19 protein-coding genes are annotated in these 18,678 nt (G+C 65.1%); 13 read left to right on the top strand and 6 right to left on the bottom strand.

Features of this window, described 5'->3' with window-relative positions; genetic code table 11:
* Positions 1 to 14: 14 nt before the first annotated feature.
* From TL10_RS09080 to TL10_RS31220, 5 genes are all read left to right on the top strand, one after another.
* Positions 15 to 1,181, top strand: a complete 1,167-nt coding sequence (locus tag TL10_RS09080; RefSeq protein WP_192830203.1) for a CaiB/BaiF CoA transferase family protein — start codon at positions 15 to 17, stop codon at positions 1,179 to 1,181.
* Complete coding sequence (locus TL10_RS09075) at positions 1,178 to 1,966, top strand: enoyl-CoA hydratase/isomerase family protein (RefSeq protein WP_043985401.1); 789 nt, start codon at positions 1,178 to 1,180, stop codon at positions 1,964 to 1,966. The genes TL10_RS09080 and TL10_RS09075 overlap by 4 nt, the downstream gene beginning before the upstream one ends.
* On the top strand, positions 1,966 to 3,114 hold the full coding sequence (locus TL10_RS09070; RefSeq protein ID WP_043985400.1) for an acyl-CoA dehydrogenase family protein: 1,149 nt from the start codon (positions 1,966 to 1,968) through the stop codon (positions 3,112 to 3,114). The genes TL10_RS09075 and TL10_RS09070 overlap by 1 nt, the downstream gene beginning before the upstream one ends.
* Before the next feature lie 95 nt (positions 3,115 to 3,209).
* Positions 3,210 to 3,812, top strand: a complete 603-nt coding sequence (locus TL10_RS09065; RefSeq protein ID WP_043394892.1) for a TetR/AcrR family transcriptional regulator — start codon at positions 3,210 to 3,212, stop codon at positions 3,810 to 3,812.
* Positions 3,812 to 4,309, top strand: coding sequence for a hypothetical protein (locus tag TL10_RS31220; protein ID WP_043985398.1), 498 nt, complete (start codon positions 3,812 to 3,814; stop codon positions 4,307 to 4,309). The genes TL10_RS09065 and TL10_RS31220 overlap by 1 nt, the downstream gene beginning before the upstream one ends.
* On the opposite strand, the gene TL10_RS09055 is transcribed toward TL10_RS31220, so the two are convergent.
* From TL10_RS09055 to TL10_RS09030, 6 genes are all read right to left on the bottom strand, one after another.
* On the bottom strand, positions 4,306 to 5,277 hold the full coding sequence (locus tag TL10_RS09055; protein ID WP_043985397.1) for an NADPH:quinone oxidoreductase family protein: 972 nt from the start codon (positions 5,275 to 5,277) through the stop codon (positions 4,306 to 4,308). The genes TL10_RS31220 and TL10_RS09055 overlap by 4 nt on opposite strands.
* The gene (locus TL10_RS09050; RefSeq protein ID WP_043985396.1) at positions 5,274 to 6,302 is read right to left on the bottom strand and encodes a phosphotransferase family protein; all 1,029 of its coding nucleotides are present in this window, start codon (positions 6,300 to 6,302) and stop codon (positions 5,274 to 5,276) included. Before TL10_RS09050 ends, TL10_RS09055 begins: the two co-directional genes overlap by 4 nt.
* 77 nt (positions 6,303 to 6,379) lie before the next feature.
* Entirely contained in the window at positions 6,380 to 8,065 is a 1,686-nt protein-coding gene (locus TL10_RS09045; protein ID WP_043985395.1) for a nitric oxide reductase activation protein NorD, read from the bottom strand.
* A complete protein-coding gene (locus tag TL10_RS09040) occupies positions 8,062 to 8,877 on the bottom strand; it encodes a CbbQ/NirQ/NorQ/GpvN family protein (protein ID WP_110789013.1) in 816 nt (271 codons plus the stop codon). Before TL10_RS09040 ends, TL10_RS09045 begins: the two co-directional genes overlap by 4 nt.
* A 4-nt stretch (positions 8,878 to 8,881) precedes the next feature.
* Positions 8,882 to 10,036, bottom strand: a complete 1,155-nt coding sequence (locus tag TL10_RS09035; protein ID WP_043394904.1) for a spirocyclase AveC family protein — start codon at positions 10,034 to 10,036, stop codon at positions 8,882 to 8,884.
* Positions 10,037 to 10,042: 6 nt separating this feature from the next.
* Positions 10,043 to 11,197, bottom strand: coding sequence for a spirocyclase AveC family protein (locus TL10_RS09030; protein ID WP_157850364.1), 1,155 nt, complete (start codon positions 11,195 to 11,197; stop codon positions 10,043 to 10,045).
* 90 nt (positions 11,198 to 11,287) lie between these two features.
* Here TL10_RS09030 and TL10_RS09025 point away from each other — a divergent pair, with 90 nt between their 5' ends.
* The 8 genes from TL10_RS09025 to TL10_RS08990 all read left to right on the top strand — a co-directional run bounded on the left by TL10_RS09025 (position 11,288) and on the right by TL10_RS08990 (position 18,676).
* Positions 11,288 to 11,890, top strand: a complete 603-nt coding sequence (locus tag TL10_RS09025; protein ID WP_043985394.1) for a TetR/AcrR family transcriptional regulator — start codon at positions 11,288 to 11,290, stop codon at positions 11,888 to 11,890.
* An 82-nt stretch (positions 11,891 to 11,972) separates the two neighbouring features.
* Positions 11,973 to 13,238, top strand: coding sequence for an aromatic ring-hydroxylating oxygenase subunit alpha (locus tag TL10_RS09020; protein ID WP_043985393.1), 1,266 nt, complete (start codon positions 11,973 to 11,975; stop codon positions 13,236 to 13,238).
* A 2-nt stretch (positions 13,239 to 13,240) separates the two neighbouring features.
* Positions 13,241 to 13,570: a hypothetical protein gene (locus tag TL10_RS09015; protein ID WP_043985460.1), complete on the top strand. Its 330-nt coding sequence runs from the start codon at positions 13,241 to 13,243 to the stop codon at positions 13,568 to 13,570.
* Complete coding sequence (locus tag TL10_RS09010; protein WP_043985392.1) at positions 13,567 to 14,838, top strand: metal-dependent hydrolase family protein; 1,272 nt, start codon at positions 13,567 to 13,569, stop codon at positions 14,836 to 14,838. The genes TL10_RS09015 and TL10_RS09010 overlap by 4 nt, the downstream gene beginning before the upstream one ends.
* The gene (locus tag TL10_RS09005; protein ID WP_043985391.1) at positions 14,838 to 15,290 is read left to right on the top strand and encodes a MarR family winged helix-turn-helix transcriptional regulator; all 453 of its coding nucleotides are present in this window, start codon (positions 14,838 to 14,840) and stop codon (positions 15,288 to 15,290) included. The genes TL10_RS09010 and TL10_RS09005 overlap by 1 nt, the downstream gene beginning before the upstream one ends.
* Positions 15,291 to 15,623: 333 nt before the next feature.
* On the top strand, positions 15,624 to 16,640 hold the full coding sequence (locus TL10_RS09000; RefSeq protein ID WP_043985390.1) for a ferredoxin--NADP reductase: 1,017 nt from the start codon (positions 15,624 to 15,626) through the stop codon (positions 16,638 to 16,640).
* Positions 16,641 to 16,648: 8 nt separating this feature from the next.
* Complete coding sequence (locus TL10_RS08995) at positions 16,649 to 17,392, top strand: SDR family NAD(P)-dependent oxidoreductase (protein ID WP_043395295.1); 744 nt, start codon at positions 16,649 to 16,651, stop codon at positions 17,390 to 17,392.
* Between the two features lie 24 nt (positions 17,393 to 17,416).
* Entirely contained in the window at positions 17,417 to 18,676 is a 1,260-nt protein-coding gene (locus tag TL10_RS08990; protein ID WP_043985389.1) for an aromatic ring-hydroxylating oxygenase subunit alpha, read from the top strand.
* Positions 18,677 to 18,678 lie beyond the last annotated feature (2 nt).

Below are 18,678 nucleotides of genomic sequence, written 5' to 3'. Positions count from 1 at the left end.
CACCACTTTCGGGCGTGACGGTGATCGCCCTCGAACAGGCCGTATCGGCGCCGATGTGTACCCGCACCCTGGCCGACTTCGGCGCCCGGGTCATCAAGGTGGAGAACCCGAAGGGCGGGGACTTCGCCCGTGACTACGACGACGTCGTGATCGGCCAGGCGGCGCACTTCGTCTGGGCGAACCGCGGCAAGGAATCGGTGACCCTCGATCTGAAGACGGAAGACGGTCTGGCCATTCTGCATCGACTACTGGACCGCGCGGATGTCCTGGTGTCGAACCTGGCGCCGGGCGCTACTGCGCGACTGGGCATCTCGCCCGTCGACTTGGCCGACTCGCATCCCGGCGTGATCGCCGTCGAGATCGACGGCTACGGCGCCGGTGGACCGCTGTCGCACAAGCGGGCGTATGACCTGCTGGTGCAGGCCGAGTCGGGGACGTGTGCCATCACCGGGCAAGCCGGCGCACCGGCCAAGCCCGGCCCGCCGGTAGCCGACATCTCGTCGGGGCTGTACTCGGCGATTTCGATTCTGGCCCTGCTGTTTTCCCGTGACTCGCGATCTCGCCGTGGCGGCGGGGTGAACGTCAGTCTGTTCGACACGATGACAGAACTGATGGGGTATCCGCTGACCTACACCCAGCACTCCGGCATCGACCAGCAGCCCCTCGGCATGAGCTCGCCGGCGGTGTCACCGTACGGAGCCTTCGAAACCGCTGACGGCCAGACCGTAGTGCTGGGCACCACCAATGACCGCGAATGGCAGCGCCTGGCGCGCGACATCATCGGCCGTCCCGACCTCGCCGACGATGCCAGGTTCGCGACCAACTCCAGCCGGTGCGAACACCGCGATGTGCTGAACGAAGCGATCGGGTCATGGTGCGCCACCAACGATCTGGCTGATATTCAGAAGGTCGCCGATGAAGCCGGCATCGGCAACTCCCGCTACAACCTGCCCAGCGAGGTGCTGGTGCACCCGCAACTGTCCGAGCGTGACCGCTGGCGCAGGGTCGACACGCCTGCCGGTCCGATCGACGCCATCCTGCCGCCGCCCATCATCGACGGCTTCGAGTTTCCGATGGGTGCGGTGCCCGGTCTCGGCCAGCACACCGATGCCATCCTGGCCGAATTCGGCTTCACCGGTGAGGAGATTGCCGGGCTGCGCCGACGCGGTGCCATCGGATGAGTGTGCTGCTGTGCGAGGACCGTGACGGTGTCCGCACTTTGACGCTGAACCGCCCGGAACGAAAGAACGCCATCAACCCCGAACTGTGGGTGCGGCTGGCCGAGGAGTTGCACGCCGCGGACCGCGATCCCGGCTTACGCGCGGTGGTGCTCACCGGCGCCGGGGGCGCGTTCTGCTCGGGGGCGGATATCTCGGAGCCGGAGGACATCCACCCACTGCGCAAACTGCAGAAGCTCACCGACGTCGCCGTCGCGTTGCATGAGCTGTCGTTGCCCACCATCGCCAAGGTGACCGGGGTCGCCGTCGGCGCGGGCTGGAACCTGGCGCTCGGTTGTGACTTCGTGGTCGCCACCCCGGAATCGCGGTTCTCCCAGATCTTTTCGAAGCGCGGGCTCTCACTAGATCTCGGTGGATCCTGGTTGCTGCCCAAAATCGTCGGCCTACAACAGGCCAAAAGGCTTGCGCTGCTGGCCGATACGATCGACGCCGACGAGGCGCGGGCGCTGAACCTGGTGACGTGGGTGGTGTCCGGCGCAGAGATCGACGGGTTCGTCGACGAGCTGGCGGCGCGGCTGGCGGCCGGGCCGCCGGTCGCGCTCGGCCAGGCGAAGGCGTTGCTGAACCAGGGTGCCGACGCCACGATGCGCGAAGCGCTGGCCAACGAATCCCGCGCGCAAGCAGTCAATTTCGCCACCGCGGACGCCGCCGAGGCATACGCGGCGTTCGCCGCCAAGCGGGAACCGACATTCACCGGCCGATGGGCAGTGCCCAGATTGGAGTCTTGATGCGCCGCGACCTGTTCACCGAGGACCACGAAGCCTTTCGCAAGCTGGTCCGCGACTTCGTCGCCAAAGAGGTCGAACCGTTCTTCGCCGACTGGGAGAAAGCCGGCCAGATGCCCCGCGCGATCTTCGAGCAGATGGGCTCACTGGGCATGCTGGGGATGGCCATCCCCGAGGAGCACGGCGGATCGGGCTTGCCTGACTACCGCTACAACGTCGTGCTGCAGGAGGAGGCGGCCCGTGCGCTGGTGACGTTGTCGACGGTCCGCACGCAACTCGACGTGATCCTGCCGTACTTCCTGCACTACGCCAACGCCGAACAGCGTGCCCGCTGGTTTCCGGGCCTGGCCGCCGGCACCCTGTTGACCGCCATCGCCATGACCGAGCCCGGTACGGGATCCGACCTTGCCGGAGTGCGCACCACCGCGGTCCGCGACGGCGACACCTATGTGCTCAACGGCGCGAAGACTTTCATCACCGGCGGACTGCTGGCCGACCTGGTCATCGTGGTGGCCCGCACGTCGACCGATCCGGAGAACCGCCGGCGAGGGTTGTCGTTGATCGTCGTCGAGGACGGTATGCCGGGCTTCGAGAAGGGCCGGGTGCTGGACAAGATGGGCTGCAAGGAGCAGGACACCGTCGAACTCGCCTTCACCGACGTGCGGGTACCCGCAGCCAACCTGCTGGGGGAGGAAGGCGAGGCGTTCGGCTACCTCGGCCACAACCTGCCACAGGAGCGGATGACGGTTGCTGTCGGGTCTGTCTGCCAGGCGCGCGCCGCGGTGACCACAACCATCGAATATGTCAAGGAACGCAAGGCATTCGGCACCCCGGTGGCGTCGTTCCAGAACACCAAGTTCGAACTCGCCGCGATGTCGGCCGAGATCGAGGCGGCCCAGACCATGGTCGACAAGGCCGTCTGCGAACTGAATGCGGGGGAGTTGTCCGGCGCCGATGCCGCGCGGGTGAAGCTGTTCTGCACCGAGGTGCAGGCCCGCGTGGTCGACCGCTGCGTCCAGTTGTTCGGCGGCTACGGCTACATGCTGGAGTACCCGATCACGCGGCTCTACATGAACGCCCGCGTGGCCCGCATCTACGCAGGTACGAGCGAGGTGATGAAACTGATCATCGCCAAATCGCTGGGTCTGTAGGCAACCGGCGAACCAATCTCGCTGAGACCCTTGTCACACCGGCGAAACCAACCTACTGTGTGTTCACTAGGTTGGTTTGGCCGAAGGGAGCGGGTGTGACGGAGCCTCGCCCCTACGCCGCGCTCTTCGCCAAGGGTGACGACCGTAAGGCGCGGATCCTGGAGGTCGCGCAACGACTGCTTGCCCGAAATGGTTGGCGCAGTACCTCATTGGCGCAGATCGCCCGCGAAGCGGGGGTGACGCCGGCCGGTCTGCTGCACCACTTCGAATCCAAGGAGCAGCTGCTGCACGCAGTGCTCGACGCCCGCGATGCCGACGACGACGCCCACGCCGATCGCAGTGGCGACCTGATCGAAGAGCTGATGCGGGTACCCGAGCGGTTCGAGCGATCACCCGAACTCGTGGGCACGTTCGCCGTGCTGTTGATCGAAAACATCCTGCCAGACGCCCCGCTGCACGACCGCATGCTGCTGCGCTACCAGGCCGCCCTCAGAATCCTCAGCGACGGCATCCGGGAAGCCCAAGAAGCGGGCCGCTATCGCAGTGACATGGACCCCGCCGTCAAGGCGGTGCAAATTTTGGCCTTTGTCAACGGAATGGAGACATTATGGTTACTCGATCCTTCGGTGCCGGTGACCGACGTGTTCAAGGACTACGTGGAGTCGTTACGCCGGGATCTCGCTCCGACGGCCCGCTGATGAGGTACCGCCTCGATGTCGTAGCCGCTACGGTCGCGGAGGCCGTCGAAAATGCCGGCGGCTGGTTGTTCGACCGGGTGACGGCCGGCTGGGATGTCACCGTGCTGATCGCTGATTGCGACGAGGATGACCGGCCGCTGCAGATTCTGGGCGTCCACGCCGAGGACCTCGAGGCCGCGTTGGTCGAGGGCAGGGCCCGCCCGCACCCGCAGACGGTGGCCGTCGCCGCGCACCTGTTCGACGCCGACGCCCGGGTACGCGGGGGAGTTCTGGCAGCGTTGGCCGCCGGCCAGACCGAGGTGACGTTGTGGGGCGAGACGTGTCCCGCCGAGTTGCACGGCATCGGTGCCGTGCATCATGAATTGAGCGCCGCGGCACGGGCATTCAAGTCCCAGGCGCTGGCCGCATGTGGAATTCGGCGGGCGGTGAGCTCTGTCGAGACGTTCCGCATCGGCATGATGGCCTCGGTCGCCGCCGACCTCGTCCCCGCGAGCTAACCCGCAGCTACCTCGATGAGGACCTTGCCGATGGCCTTGCCGTCGGCAACGAGGCGAAGGGCCTGCGCGGCGTCGTCGAGTGGGAAGACGGCGCCGACGTGGGGCACGACCTGCCCGCCGGCCAGTAGGTCGGCGAGTTCGCTTCGGTTGCGGCGGAATTCGTCGGGTGGGATGTCGCGGAGCTGGAATCCGATGATGTGGGCACCCTTGATGAGCACCAGGTTCAAGGGGATTCGGGGGATGACGCCCGACGCGAAGCCGACAGTGACGAAGCGGCCGCCGGGCCGCAGCGATCGCAGCGCCGGTTCGGCCACGTCGCCTCCCACCGGGTCGATGACCGCGTGTGCGCCGTCGGGAATTGCCTGGCGCAAGGCGCTGCGCAGATCGGCGGAGCCATGCTGCACCAGATGCGTGGCCCCGTATGACACTGCCGCCGCGAGCTTTTCATCCGACGACGCTACTGCCGTGACCGTCGCGCCGAGCAGGACACCCAGCTGTACGGACGCCAGTCCGACGCCGCCGCCGGCGCCGAGCACCACCAATTCCTGGCCGGGGCCGACTTGGGCCGCCGACCGCAGCGCGTGATAGGCGGTGCCGTGCGCGACGCCGTATGCAGCGGCCGTACGGTAGTCGACTCCGTCGGGGATTCGGGTCAGTCCGTGGGCAGGTGCCACCACCTCTTCGGCGAACGCGCCGTGCAGCGCTGCGCCGGACACCCGGTCACCGGCCGCGAAATCACCTGTGGGGTCGGCGACTTCGGTGACGATGCCGGCGAACTCGCTGCCGGGTACGAACGGTGCCGGGACAGTGACCTGGTACTGGTTCGCGATGAACAGCACGTCGGGAAAGTTCACCGCCGCGACGTGGACACGGACCCTGACCTGGCCGGCGGACAGGGTGGGCGATGGGACGTCGTCGACCCGGACCACTTCTGGCGGGCCGTAGCCAGGACAGACGGCGGCTTTCACCGGTAGTCGCTGGACTCGGCGAGCTCGGCTGCTTCACGCATCAGTGCCGTGATGACAGGTCCGTACGCCAGCAGCTTCTCGTTGTCGCCGGCACGCTGGAAGCCCTGCTCCAGCACGATCGCCAGCTTCCATTTGGCCAGTACCAGGTAGTAGTCCAGGTCATCGACCTGGCGCCCGGAAACCGTGGCGTAGTGGTCGACCACCGCTGTGCGCGAAGGCATCCCGCGCATATCGACATAGTTCATCGCTGACGGCACGCTCGTATCCTCCGGCCAGCTCTGCACCATCCAACCGAGATCGAGCTTGGGATCGCCGACCGTACCCATCTCCCAGTCGACGATGGCGGCCATGGTCGCCGGCGCGCCGTGCCGGTACATCACGTTGGCGAATTGGTAGTCACCGTGCATCAATCCGGGGATGAAGTCGAGGGGCCGGTGATTGCGCAGCCACGCGGTGGTGACGTCCAGGCCGTCGATTTCACGGCTCTTGATGCGCTCGAAGAAGGCGATCCAGCGATCGACCTGGCGCTCGTGGAAGCCGTCGGGACGGCCGAGATCGTGTAAGCCCTTGGCTTTCCAGTCGATCTTGGACAGCAGCGCGATGCCCTCGGCCAATTGGTACGAGAGTCCGGCACGTGCTGCGGCGTCTCCGGCGAACGGGTCGGGCCAGACGCCGTGCTGGTCCATCGGTGACCAGCCGTCGACGTGACCCATCAGGTAGAACGGCCGGCCGAGTACCGTCGCGTCCTCGCACACGCCGACTGCTGCGGTGTGCGGCACGTCAGTGCCGTCGAGCGCTTCGATGATGCGCCATTCGCGCAGGATGCCCTTGTCGCGGTCTGGCGGTGCCTCCGGCGGCGGCATGCGGAGAACGCAGGTGTGGTCGCCGCGACCGAGTTTGTAGATGACGTTCTGCGTGCCGCCGGACAGGTACGTGGCTTCGAGTGGTTCGCCCACGCCGGGAAGCCCCGCCGTGTCCATCCAATCGGCAAGGCGCGCAACGTCGATCACAAGTACCCCACTCATTCGCGCTGATGACGAGAAAGCTGTCCATTCAGTCATATCGCACAGCGGGACAAATGTTAAGTACTTGAGACCACGGTCTAACTGCCCGTCGGCTTCGGTGCCGCCAGTTCCCGCAGGGAGGACAGGAACAACTCATCCATTCGCGGGCTCAACTCGGCCAGAGTGCCGGCACTGGCATAGCTGGCGGAGCCGAAGACGCGCTCGAGCGCCTCGGTCTCGCTCGCACCGCCGATCGAAAGACACAGGCAGGCAACGCCGTCCATCCGCAACTCTTCGAGCGCCTTGTGGGCATCGGCTTCTGCGTAGCGACCCTCGTAACCGTCGTCGTAGGGGAATCCGTCCGACAAAACGAGGAGCAGCCGATTGGGCGTACCAGCTTGATCTTTGAGGATGTCGCCGGCGCCTCGGATGGCGGCGCCGAGCCGGGTATAGCCAGACGGTTCAAGCTGATTCAGCCGAGCCCGCCCCACCGCGCCGAACCGCTGCCCGAACGGCTTGATCGCGGGCAGGTGCACGGCATGCCGGCCTTGCGACCGGAAACCGTAGACGGCCACGCGGTCCCCGAGCTCCTCGAGTACAGCGGCCATCGTCGCGGCCGCTCGGCGCTGGTGCTCATGGACCGACAGACCGTCGGCGTCGGTTTCGGTCGCCGAACCCGAAGCATCGACCAAGATGAGCACTCCCAGATTGCGGGAGAGCTTGCGTTGCTCCAGATAGACGTGTTCGGGCGGTGAGAAGCCGGAGCGCAGGTCGACGAACAGGTCGATCAGCGCTTCGATGTCCAATTCGTCGCCATCGGCCCGGCCACGAAGAACCTTGGGACCGAGTCCGATTCGCGACAAACGTCGCCGCAGAACATCGTCGTGCGGCACCCCGGCCGCGGAAACATCGGCGGCGGCGGTGAGCGGAAAATCGATGACCCGGCACCAGTCCTCTTTGTACCGGCCCGCGAAGACGTCCCACTCCGGGTGCAGGGCGCCACCGACGCCAAGGGTGGCGCCGGGCCGGCCGTCGTCCGTGAACCGGATCTGCGTCGGCAGTGGCCGCGCGTTCGGGCCGGCCGCACCGACCCGCCGCACGCTGCCGATCTGCATCTCGGCGCCGGCAGCGTCGTCACCCTTCGACTTCGAACTGCCGAACAGCTTGGACAGGAAGTCGGACACCGTCCGGGAGCCGACCATCGGAGCTTCGAAGAGCTTGAGGATCTTGCTGTCCTCGGATTCCCCGGCGTCGTCGTCCTCGTCCAGTTCCTCTTGGATATCCGGCACCTCGAACTTCAGCTGGAGGTCCTTGTCGGTCGGCCGCGAGCCCGGACCCACCGGTGAAGCCAGTAGCCGAGCAGGCTTGATGGCGCCGAACCAGTCGGGCGCGGCGTCGACGGGCGTGCGGCCCTTTGCGATTCGCACCGACTCGTCGGCATTCGCGGTGCGCGGCTCCCCGGCGTCGAGTTGGGCGGCGAGCGGAAGCTCACGCGCCAACTCGGCGACGACCCGGCGACCTTCCAGCGCCAGATAGCGGCGCGCCACCGCGGGGCGGCCGCGGAGAATCTTCAGCAACGGTGCGTCAAAGCTGCCCGCGCCGAGCAGCGCGCTCTGCACCAGGACCTCGCTGCGCTGTTGTGCCACGGGGGCCGCGGAGACGTAGATGACCTGACCGTCGGTCCAGGCGGCGTCGCCGGCCCGTGCCTCGGCGATGTCCACCGGGCGGCCGGCGACATGGGTGGCGAGGAGCCGAAACTGCTCAGGGCCGGCGGAGTTCGTCACGACCGGGGGAGGACGGCGTCCGCGAGCTCGCCCAGCGCGCGGACGATGTCGTGATCGTCGGAGAGCACCTTGACGACGGCCGACTGCACGGCGCTACGCAGGCTGAGCCCTTCCGCGGCGAGTTCGCCGGCCAGGATCAGCATGCGGGTGGACGCCACTTCGCGAAGCGGTGAGCCGTCGAGGTTGCGGATGGCGTTGCCGAATTTGACCAAGCTGCGGGCAGTTTCGGCATCGATGCCGGCCTCGTGCATCACGATTTCCGTCTCGGCCGCGGCCGGCGGGAAGTCGAGTTCGATGGCGACAAACCGCTGCCGGGTCGATTCCTTGATGTTCTTCAGGACGCTCTGATAGCCGGGGTTGTACGAGATGACGAGCTGAAATCCCGGCGCTGCGGGCAGCGTGACGCCGAGCCGGTCGACCGGCAGCTCGCGGCGGTGGTCGGCCAACGGATGGATGACGACGGTGGTGTCCTGGCGCGCCTCCACGATCTCGTCGAGATAGCAGATGGCACCCTCGCGAACGGCCCGTGTCAGAGGTCCGTCCACCCAGACGGTTTCACCGCCTTTGAGCAGGAACCGGCCGACGAGGTCTGCCGACGTCATGTCCTCATGGCCGGCGACGGTGATCAGATCCCGCCCGAGTTCGTGCGCCATCGCCTCGACGAAGCGCGTCTTTCCGCATCCCGTCGGGCCTTTCAAGAGCACCGGCAGACCACGGCGGGCCGCCGCGTGGAAGACCTCCACCTCGTCGCCGACGGCTCGGTAGAACGGTGCGCTCGGCACGGGTCTGACAACTGCGGATGTGTTGTTCATCAAGTCATTTGCCCTTCTCGACAGGAACGAGTTTCGGCAGCGTGACGCCGTCGGGCGTCACCAACTGGCCATGGATGTTGACGTAGCTCGAGTTCTGCAACGGAATCGGGATCGAGGGATCGGGACAGGCGCGATCGGTGCCGTCGCCGCAGACGCCCATCAGGAAGTACGAGCGCTTCAACAGGTCTTCCGGCCAGGGATCCTGGTGCATGGCGAACCACTGGGCGGGCAGGTTGTACATGACGAAGAAGAACGCGCTGCAGGCGGCGAAGATCGCCAGGAAGCGCGTGATCTGCTGTGTCACAAAGCCACCGCGGACAGTGTCCAGCCCGCGTTCGACGAAGGTGCGGCCGCGATCGTCGGTGAAGTACCGCAGGCAGCACAGGCCCGCCTGCACACCGCCCCACATGAGCCCCTCGTAGATCGGCCACTGGTAGTAGGTCCCGGGATTGACCGACAAGGCCCGGATGGCACCGGGGTAGGTGAACAGTCCCATCGGCATGAGGAACAGTCCTTCGATGACGAAATCGAAGAAGAAGGTCCACACGATCACCACGCCGATGAGCCCGAGCGTATTGATGTTGGGCCACTTGGACTTTGCCTTCCGCATCACCCAGCAGCCGAGCATGGTGCACAGCAGGACGAAGCAGTAACCCGGTGCGTTCATCAGGAAGGGTTCGGCCATCATGCGGCCGGGTTCGCCGAAGGACATCCAGCCGGGGATGTCCTGTACCCAGGAGCCGCGGTTCCACATCCAGGTGTTGTAGGTGCTCCAGGTGTTGACGTAGTTCAGCAATGGGTCCTGGAAGAACAGCAGGCCGCACGCGATCAACAACATGCCGTCGAGCGTGATACGCCGCTCGCGCCGCCAGGGCCGGATGATGAACCACCACACCGCAACCGGCAGCCCGACGATGATCACTCCGGTCCAGGTGAACAGGATCGCCTTCATGTACATCGGCGGCTCGCTCGGACCGGCCGGGACGCGCTCGAAGTTCGGGCCCGTCACCCACCGGGTCCAGACGTACAGCTGGAACGCCAGGATCGCGCCGCCGACGGCAGCCCAGATCCGCACGGGCGTGATCTTGGCGGGCGTGCCGACGGTCGTTCCGCTGAACGATTCGGTGACAACCGCTCTCTTCTGCGACAGATCACTCATGCGACGTCACTTCCCGATCTGCACGGGCGCGTCCTTGGGCATCTCTTTCCCCGGCGGGAGGACGAGCTTGCCGTCGACGTTGATGTAGCCGGAGCGTTTTGTCGGAATGGGCAGCACCGGGTTCGGGCAGGGCGTGTGCTCGTCGCAGACGCTCTGGCTGAAGTACGAACGCTTCTGGACGTCCTCGGGCCACGGGTCGGCGTGCAGGCCGAACCACTGGGCGGGCACGTTGTAGAAGAAGAAGAACGCACCACTGCAGGCGGCGAAGATGGCGAGGAACCGGACCAGTTGCTGTCGGAACACCCCGCCGCGGACGTGTTCGAGCCCGCGCTCGACCACTGTGCGACCGCGGTCATCGGTGAAGAACCGCAGACAGCACAGGGCGGTCATGACGGCGCCCCACATGATCCCTTCGTAGACGGGCCACTGGTAGTAGGTGCCGGCGTTGAACGACACGGATCGAATCGCGCCGGGGTACACGAAGAGGCCGATCGGCAGAAGGATCAGCGCCTCCATGACGAAGTCGAAGAAGAAGCAGAAAACGTATGTCGCAAGGATCAATCGGAAGTTGCTGATGTTCGGCCGGCGCGACTTGATCTTCTTCATCGCGAAGCAACCGACCATCACCGTCACCAGTACCATGCCGTAGCCGGGCATGTTGATGGGGAGCGGTTCTCCGACTTGATGTCCCGGCGATTCCGGGGAGATCCAGCTGGGGATGTTCGACGTCCAGGAGCCCCGGTTCCAGAGCCACATGTTGTACGTGCACCAGGTGTTGGAGTAGTTCAGCAGGGGATCCTGGAAGAAGAACAGGGCGCACGATACGAAGAGCATCCCGTCGAGCGTGATGCGCCGCTCGCGCAGCCATGGCCTGATGAGGAACCACCACACGGCGGCCGGGAAGCCCACCACCATGAAGGCGCAGTTCACCATGAGCATGACCTTCATGAACGTGGGCGGGTCCGTCGGCCCGGCGGGCACCCGGACGAAATAGGGCCCGGTGACCCAGCGCGTCCAGACGTAGATCTGGAAGAGGAGTAGGGCGCCGCCGAAGAACGCCCAGATCTGCACGGGTTTCGACGGGGCTTGGCTGCCACCGAGATTCGCGGTTCCGCTCAGCGATTCGGTAACGGTGGATTTATTGCTCAGGGTCTCGCTCACGAGGCCTCCTCGAGTTCGTGTTGTCTCGAAGATACCCATGGGTATCTGAGTTTCCAATAGGAATCCAAGAATCTGTGGCAGAATTTTTCCATGGTGGAGCGTTGGACGCGGGAACGGCGACTGGAACACACACGTTCGCTGCTGCTGGATGCAGCTGAGGACGTCTTCGCTGAAAAGGGTTTCGCGCCAGCGACTCTCGATGAGATTGCCTCGGCCGCCGGCTATACCAAGGGGGCGATCTACAAGCACTTCGCCACCAAGGAGGACCTGTTCCTGGCGGTCAACGACCGCTATTGGCGCCAGTATTTCGACCAGTTCGCCGAGGTGATGTCGCGGTCGGAGCACGTCGGGGCACACGAACGCGACGAGATCGCGGAGCGCTGGCTCGAGCTGAGTCGTGGCCGCGGCGCCGAGCATGCTGCCTTGGGCTACGAGTTCACGCTGTACCTGCTGCGCAACCCCGAAGTGCGAGATCGTGTGGCGGCCAGGCGATCCGAGGTGGTCGAGGCGCTGGCCGGCTTCATCGTCGAGGGCGTCGACCGCCTGGGTGGCACGCTGCTGATTCCCGCCTCGACATTCGCCCAGATTCTGCTGTCCACCAGTGATGCCATCGTGTTGAGCAACGAGCTCGACGGTGTCGACCTGTTCCGGCCGGTGGTCGACATGTACGTCTCGGCGATCAAGTTCCCCTGACGACGCTGAATATCAACTACTTGTCATTGGGGCATTCGGCAGATACCGTCGGCTGTGTCGTCACGTCGAGGAGGAGTGCGCCATGGCTCGGTTCCCCAAGCCCCCCGAGGGCAGCTGGACTGAACACTATCCGCGACTGGGAACCGCTCCGGTGTCATACGAGGACTCCATCAGTCCCGAGCAGTACGAGATCGAGCGCAAGGCGGTGTTCAAGCGTGCCTGGCTGAATGTCGGTCGTGTTGAACAACTTTCACGCAAGGGCAGCTACTTCACCAAAGAGCTCAAGGTCGCGGGTACCTCGATCATCGTGGTGCGCAACAACGCCGGTGAGGTGAAGGCCTTTCACAACATCTGCCGGCACCGTGGCAACAAACTGGTGTGGAACGACATGCCACTGGAGGAGACCAAGGGTTTCTGCAAGCAGTTCACCTGCAAGTACCACGCCTGGCGGTACGACCTCGACGGCAACCTGACGTTCGTACAGCAGGAGGGCGAGTTCTTCGACCTGGACAAGGATCGGTACGGCCTGGTGCCCGTGCACTGCGATGTGTGGGAAGGCTTCATCTTCGTCAACTTCGCCGCCGAACCGGAGCAGTCGCTGCGCGATTTTCTCGGTCCGATGATCCTGGGTCTGGAGGGTTATCCGTTCGAGAAGCTGACCTCGAAGTTCACGTATCGCTCTGAGGTCAAAGCGAATTGGAAGCTCTACATGGACGCGTTCCAGGAGTTCTACCACGCACCGGTACTGCACGCGAACCAGTCGCCGACCAACTACTCGAAGGCCGCGGCCCAGGCCGGTTTCGAGGCACCGCACTACCGCATCGATGGCCCGCACCGGCTCGTGAGCACGTCCGGGGTGCGGGTGTGGGAGATGGGCGCCGAAATGCGCAAGCCCATGGAGGACATCTGCCAGAGCGGCCTGTTCGGGCCGTGGGACTCACCCGATATGGGGGAGATGCCCGCCGGCCTCAATCCGGCGAAATGCGACCCGTGGGGCCTGGATTCGTTCCAGTTGTTCCCGAACTTCGTCGTGCTGTTCTGGGGTCAGGGCTGGTATCTGACCTATCACTACTGGCCGACGTCGTTCAACACCCACACCTTCGAGTGCACGCTGTACTTCCCGCAGCCACGCAGTCCCCGTGAACGCATCGGGCAGGAGCTCGCGGCAGTGACCTTCAAGGAGTACGGCCTGCAGGACGCCAACACATTGGAGGCCACCCAGTCCATGATCGAGTCCCGCTCCGTCAACGAGTTCCTGCTGTGCGACCAGGAGGTGCTGATCCGTCACCTGCACCACGAAACCGCGGCCTGGATCGAGGATTACCAGCGCAAGACCGCGGGGGTGTGATCATGACCGCGAAGCTGCCGGCTGAATTCGCCGACCTGGAGCCATTTTCCGAGTGGTGTCTGCCTGCCGAGGCTCAGCGTTACGCCAAGCGGCTCGACAGCTCCATGGCGCAGATGCAGGCGTTCTACGACGCGATCACCCCACGAGCCGAGGACGCGATTGCGTTCTGCGACAAGTTCGGTCTCGACGACATGCCCGAGGACGTGCTGAACCTCATGCACCTGCTGTACTCCATGATCATGGTGTCGTTCCCCGTCGAGTGCTGGAAGCAGCCACGCGTTCCCGACTCCGGCGCCACCAAGCTCGACTGCGTCTACGAACCGGTCCCATGACGGCTCCCAATGCGCCAGTGACTGTTCTCCGGGCCGCGCGCTGGGCCGATGTCGACACCGGCGAAGTGCGGTCGCCGGCCGTGATCGTGGTCGAGGGCAATCGGATCAAGGCCGTCAATCCTGCTGAGCCAGTGCCGGATTCGGCCGTCATCGTCGACCTCGGCGACGTGACACTGCTGCCGGGCCTGATGGACATGGAGCTCAACCTGCTCATCGGCGGACCCGGTGGACCGGAAGGGCTGCCGAGTCCGATGCACGGCGTGCAGGACGACCCGGCGTACCGGACGCTGCGCGGCGCCGTCAACGCCCGCACGACGCTGGAAGCCGGGTTCACCACCGTCCGCAACCTGGGGCTGATGGTCAAGACCGGCGGCTACCTGCTGGACGTCGCTCTCATGCGGGCCATCGAGCAGGGCTGGCACGTCGGGCCCCGGATCTACCCGGCCGGCCACGCTGTCACGCCCTACGGCGGTCACCTCGACCCGACGGTGTTCCAGCGCCTGGCGCCGGGCATCATGCCGCTGTCCGTCGGTGAGGGCATCGCCAACGGCGTCGACGAGGTCCGGGCCTGCGTGCGGTACCAGGTCCGTCATGGCGCCAAGCTGATCAAGGTTTCGGCCTCCGGCGGGGTGATGTCGCACAGCACAGCGCCCGGTGCGCAGCAATACTCCGATGACGAATTCGCCGCGATCGCCGACGAAGCGCACCGCGCGGGGGTGCGGGTGGCCGCACACGCGGTGGGGGACAGTGCGATTCGGGCCTGTATCCGAGCAGGTATCGACTGCATCGAGCATGGTTTCCTCGCCACCGACGAAACCATCGCGCTGATGGCCGACACCGGCACGTTCCTGGTGTCGACCACCTATCTCACCGAGGCGATGGCCATCGACCGCATCGCGCCCGAGCTGCGCAAGAAAGCCGAGGTGGTGTTTCCGCAGGCGCAGGCGATGCTGCCGAAAGCCATTGCGGCGGGGGTGCGCATCGCCTGCGGAACCGACGCCCCGGCGGTTCCGCACGGGCAGAACGCCAAGGAATTGTGCGCGCTCGTCGACCGCGGCATGACGCCGATGCAGGCCATCCGCGCCGCGACCGTCACCAGCGCCGAACTCATCGACGCCGATGACGAACTCGGCCGCCTGGCCCCGGGCTATCTCGCAGATATCGTGGCCGTCCCCGGGGACGTGTCCCGCAATATCGCCAGTACGCTCGACGTACGCTTCGTGATGAAGGCGGGGCAGATCTACAAGCAGGTCGATGGAGGTGCGTAGTGGACTTGAACGAAAACCTCCTGTGGCACCTCAAGCAGGCGTTCTACTTCTCGCTGACCTCGGTGAACGAAGCCGTCAGTAGTCACGGCGTCAGTACCGCGCAGATCGGTGTGCTGCGCCAACTCACCAACGAACCCGGCCTGTCCGGCGCGGAATTGGCGCGCCGATTGCTCATCACCCCGCAGGGCGTGCAACTGGCGCTGAAGTCGCTCGAAGACCGTGGGCTGGTGGAACGCAAGCCGGACCCCCAACATGCGCGCATCCTGCAGGCCTTCCTGACCGAGCAGGGCCGCGCTACCGCCGGCGCCGTCGTCAGCGATGCGGTGGACGCGCACGAAGCGGTGTTCGGCGTCCTCACTGCAGACGAGCAGGAGACCCTGAAGCGACTGCTGACGCGCGTCGTCGAACAGGGCACCGGTAACAAGCTCATCGATGACCACGTCGGGGAGTGAGCGGTACCGGTGCTCCTGTTGGGGCCGGTCGGCCTGGATCAGTGGGTTGACCGTGCATCCACGCAGATTCCACTCGAAAATTCTCGGCGCCAGCGCACAGTCAACGGACACAAGGCATTTGCTAGTCACGCGCCCAGCAGGCGAACGCCACTTGCGCCACAGGCACACCGGTCTCAGTTGGTCGACATGGGTTCGGAACGTGATATCGCCGGTGATACTGAGTTCGGGCACCACATGACCGTAGGTGCCCGGCGGCTGGTGTGACGGATGTGAATATCCGTCCCATTATCAACCACTTGATATCAATAACAAGTACTTGATACTGTCGAGGGGATGGCTGATCTAGCAGACGATTTCGCGTCACTGCGTATCAAGCGGGTGGTGCGGGAAACCGGCGACGCGGTGTCGTTGGTTCTCGACATCCCCGAAGATTGCGCGCCCCGATTCCGTTACCAGGCAGGGCAATTCCTGACCCTGCGGGTGCAGGTGGCCGGGGACCAGCACCGGCGGTGCTACTCGATGTCGTCGTCGCCCCACAATGGAGACGACCTGCAGATCACTGTCAAGCGTGACGGGGGCGGGCTCGTCTCGAACTGGCTGAACGACACGGCCACGGCCGGCGATCACATCGAGGCCGCACCGCCGGAAGGGCGATTCGTCCTGAGTGCGGCGGACCGCGACATCGTGGCCTTCGCGGGTGGCAGCGGGATCACGCCGATCCACTCATTGATCGGCGCCGCGCTGGCCGGGACTTCCCGCCGCATCCGGCTGTTCTACGCCAACCGCAGTCGCGACTCGGTGATCTTCGCCGATTCCCTTGGCGCTCTGGCGAAATCGCATCCGGACCGACTCGCCGTGCGGCACCACCTCGACGACGTCGACGGCGTCGTGCAGCCTGAGGCCATCGCGTCCTTCATCGCCGATGCCGGTGATGCCGAGTACTACATCTGCGGGCCGGGGCCGTTCATGGACGCCGTGGAATCCGCCGTCATGCAGACCGGAACGCCCCGGACCCGGATTCACCTGGAGCGCTTCCAGGTCGCCGCGGTATCGGCTGCCGACGCGGCGGCATCGGTCACCGAGGAAGTCACCATCGAACTCGACCGCCGCAAGACGACCGTGGAATACCGGTCCGGCAACACCCTGCTGCAGACAGCCCGCATCGCGGGCCTGCGGGCGCCGTCGTCGTGCGAAACCGGTTCCTGCGGAACGTGTATGGCCCGCATCGTCGAAGGCAGCGCGCACATGATCAACAACGATGCTCTCGACGACGACGAGGTCGCCGACGGCTGGGTGCTGACCTGTCAGTCCATGCCGACCAGCAGAACCGTTCGAGTGGTTTACGAGTAGGAGTGCACATGACACGCGTGGCTGTGGTGACCGGCGGGGCCTCGGGAATGGGCGAGGCGACCTGCCATGAGCTGGGCCGGCGGGGACACCGGGTGGCTGTCCTTGATGTGAACAGTGAAGCGGCACAAAGGGTTGCCGAGGATCTGCGCGCCGACGGGGTGGCGGCGATCGGGATCGCCGTCGACGTCAGTGACCGCACATCCGTGGAGGATGCCTTCGCGAAGGTGCGCAGCGAGTTCGGGCCCGTGCACATTCTGGTCACCAGCGCCGGTGTGGTGGACTTCGCGCCGTTCACCGATATCACCGTCCAGGCCTGGCAGCGGTTGATCGACGTGAATCTCACCGGCACGTTCCATTGTTGTCAGGTCGCGGTGCCCGACATGCTGGCGGCGGGATGGGGCCGCATCGTGATGATCTCGTCGTCGAGCGCACAGCGCGGATCACCGGGCATGGCGCACTACGCAGCTTCCAAGGGTGCGCTGTTGTCGCTGACGAAATCGCTTGCGCGCGAATATGGCCCGTCCGGGATCACCGTGAACAACGTACCGCCGTCGGGCATCGAGACACCGATGCAGCACCAGTCGCAGGCGACGGGCAACCTGCCGCCCAACGAACAGATGGCGGCCAGCATCCCGGTCGGACATCTCGGTACCGGTGACGACATCGCCGCGGCGGTGGGGTTCCTGTGCTCGCCGGAGGCGGGCTTCATCACCGGACAGACCCTGGGCGTCAACGGTGGGGCAGTGATGTGAGGCAACAACTTCGAGGAGGAGTTCATGGCTAAGTGGCCGAAACCGGCTGAAGGCAGTTGGACCGAGCATTATCCCGAACTCGGCACCGGGCCGATTTCGTTTCGCGACTCGATCTCGCCGGAGTTCTACGAACTCGAGCGCGAAGCGGTCTTCAAACGCGCCTGGCTCAACGTCGGCCGGATCGAGGAAGTGCCGCGAGCCGGCAGCTATTTCACCAAAGAGATCGATGCGGCCCGGACGTCGGTGATCGTGGTGAAGGGCCGGGACGACGAGATTCGCGCCTTCTACAACATCTGCCGGCATCGTGGAAACAAGTTGGTATGGAACGACTTTCCGGGCGAGGAGACCAGAGGCGGCTGCCGCCAGTTCACCTGCAAGTATCACGGCTGGCGTTACGACCTCAAAGGCGAGTTGACCTTCGTCCAGCAGGAGGGGGAGTTCTTCGGGCTGGACAGCTCGCAGTATGGGCTCAAGCCCGTGCACTGCGAGGTGTGGAACGGTTTCATCTTCATCAACTTCGATCCCGAGCCCCAGTGGAGTCTGCGGGAGTTCCTCGGCCCGATGATCACGGCGCTCGACGACTACCCGTTCGGGTTGATGACCGAGCGCTATGACTTTGCGGCGGAGAACAACAGCAACTGGAAAATCTTCGCCGATGCGTTCCAGGAGTACTACCACGTGCCCTCGCTGCACTCGCAGCAGGTGCCCAGCGCGGTGCGCCAACCCAACGCCAGTTTCGAGTGCGGGCACTTTCAGATCGACGGTCCGCACCGGCTCGTGTCGACCGCGGGTACCCGGCGCTGGAAGCTCGATCCCGACTACATGTATCCGGTCGAACGGGTCACGCGCAGCGGTCTGGTGGGGCCGTGGCGTACCCCGGACACCCATTTCTCGGCCGGACTGAACCCCGGCGGCATCGAACCGTGGGGCATCACCAACTTCCAGATTTTCCCGAATCTGGAGATCCTGATCTACCACGGCTGGTATCTGCTGTACCGCTACTGGCCGACCTCGCACAACACCCATAAGTTCGAGGCGTACAACGCATTTCACCCAGCGCGCTCCGTCCGTGAACGCATCGAGCACGAGGTCGCCTCGGTGGTGCTCAAGGAATTCGCGCTTCAGGACGCCGGCATGCTCGGCGGCACCCAGGCGGCGCTGGAATACGACGTCGTCGACGACTATCCGCTGTCCGATCAGGAGATCCTGGTTCGTCATCTGCACAAGGTGTCTGTCGACTGGGTCGAGCAGTACCAGGCTCAGCGTGCGCCGGTGGGAGTGTGATC

This window comes from Mycolicibacterium llatzerense, assembly GCF_000878195.1.
Lineage (GTDB): Bacteria > Actinomycetota > Actinomycetes > Mycobacteriales > Mycobacteriaceae > Mycobacterium > Mycobacterium llatzerense.
This window is presented reverse-complemented; position numbering and strand designations above follow the sequence as displayed.